The sequence below is a fragment of the Pseudomonas sp. FSL R10-2189 genome (assembly GCF_009600325.1).
GTDB classification, from domain to species: Bacteria; Pseudomonadota; Gammaproteobacteria; order Pseudomonadales; family Pseudomonadaceae; genus Aquipseudomonas; species Aquipseudomonas helleri.
The window spans coordinates 1-1,727 of sequence record NZ_WIVZ01000090.1; the positions used below are offsets into that span (position 1 = coordinate 1).

The following is a 1,727-nucleotide window of genomic DNA, read 5'->3' on the forward strand; positions in this document are numbered from 1 at the left end:
TTTTGGAAGCGGGATTGTTTCGCTTAGCAAGCTCAGAAAATTAACTGACTGTTGCACTTGCTCCTTGAGACCGCCAGTTCCCGATTTTCACTGGGTGAAACCATGGCTGAAACGACCGGTGAATTGCTTGATCAGCTTAACGTTCCGATTGATCTCATTCGGCTGCGTATTGAGACGTTGGAGCAGGCGGTAACAACAAAGCTATCAATGTTTCCCACCGTGAGCGACTTCTGCAAAAAAAAGTTGGCTGAGCTTTGGCAGCTTAGTGGGCGAGACTTACTTGACCCTGGCAATGTTTCGGTAAGCATTATGGGTCCAGAATCTAACGCATCCTCAGCAGACGTGCCTGCCATGCCGTTGGTTGATGCATTTTTAGAGCATGTGACGGGAAAACAACCTTTACCTGCCGAACCCGCGCGAGTCCGGTTTGAGCGGGCAGCAGGGGCGGCAGAGCAGGTCGCGTATTTTGCTGCGGATGAGAATCTTGTTCTTCATGGTGTCTTGCTTAAGTTGGCCGATGATTTTGCCAGCGAATTTGAACTGTACCTTGAGCGGTCCGTCTTTAAAGATCAGTTACCAGCGGGTAAGACGTTGCTGGATGATCTGGTGCAACTGAAATCTCAGCTGTTATGGGCGGGTGGATACTATTTTTTTGGTCATGACAAACGACTTGGTAAGCAGGACGTTGGTTGTTTGACAGCGCTGCAGACGTATAGAGTCCGATCGAACCGACCGTCCTATTATTATTTTGTGCCTGAGGTCTACCGGATATCGGTGAATGTTAAGAGCACCAATTTTACGGCGTTTCTAGAAAACTGTTTTTTGATTACCGAGAGGGGCGGGCTCCAGCCAGCCTGCGCGGGACATGCTATTTTTTGGTCTCCTGCACGACAGTACGAAGCATTTAATTCAGTTGATAAATGTCGCGCTGTATTACGACAACGTATTCTGGATCCTGTTGAGTATGTGGAGTTGACAGGCACTATTAATAGCCTTCAGCGCGCCGCTTTTCTTGAAAGCAAAGCGTTGTTGAGCACGACCGATGATTTGTTTTATTTTTCTGTTGTTGAGGGGGACTACTTGCTTGAGCTGGAGAGTAGCCGCCTACAACATCATCTTGATGACGCGCGGCGTGCTTTTCATCAAGGCGTTGTTGCGAGGCTTTCTAGTCAAGAGCTTCAAGACAGTGTTGACAACTATGTTGTAGCCATTGAAGCCGGTTTTAACGTGGCTTCGTTACTGCTTCAAGCCGATACGGTAATGTTTGAGTCCGCCCTGCCTGAGGTGTTGGCTCACGCCACACTGAAAGAAAAATATGACTATTCGCGTATTTTGCAACGTTATCGCAATGCGGTGGTTGACGATCGCGATTATTTGCATGGCATTGTGGGTATTGATGAGTACACGGTCAACGCACTTAAAAAACAACTGGCCCTGGACTTTCCAATGCAGTCGGTGGACCCGGAAACCGTCAATGTCATTATCACTCAAGTGAGTTCGCCTGCCTGGTCAGGAGAAATCGCATCGCTGGGCAGTGCGGTTTCCAGTACAAGTCAAACATTGAGCGCGTATGCCTTGCGTGGGTTCGGTCAATTGACAGGTCATCTGACCTTTTCGACGTCGGGGAAGGTTTCGCTGCTAAATGGTTTTAATGGCTCTTCGCATTTAAGGGTGTAGCTGATTTCTAAACCCTCCTGACTTCAGCAAGCACCTGGCTATGTAATTGG

General features: G+C 48.4%; 1 protein-coding gene. It reads left to right on the forward strand.

Features of this window, described 5'->3' with window-relative positions:
• Positions 1–102: 102 nt before the first annotated feature.
• Positions 103–1,677 (forward strand): hypothetical protein, encoded by a 1,575-nt coding sequence (locus GHO32_RS25970; RefSeq protein WP_153443101.1) that lies wholly within the window; start codon positions 103–105, stop codon positions 1,675–1,677.
• The last annotated feature ends 50 nt before the right edge of the window (positions 1,678–1,727 follow it).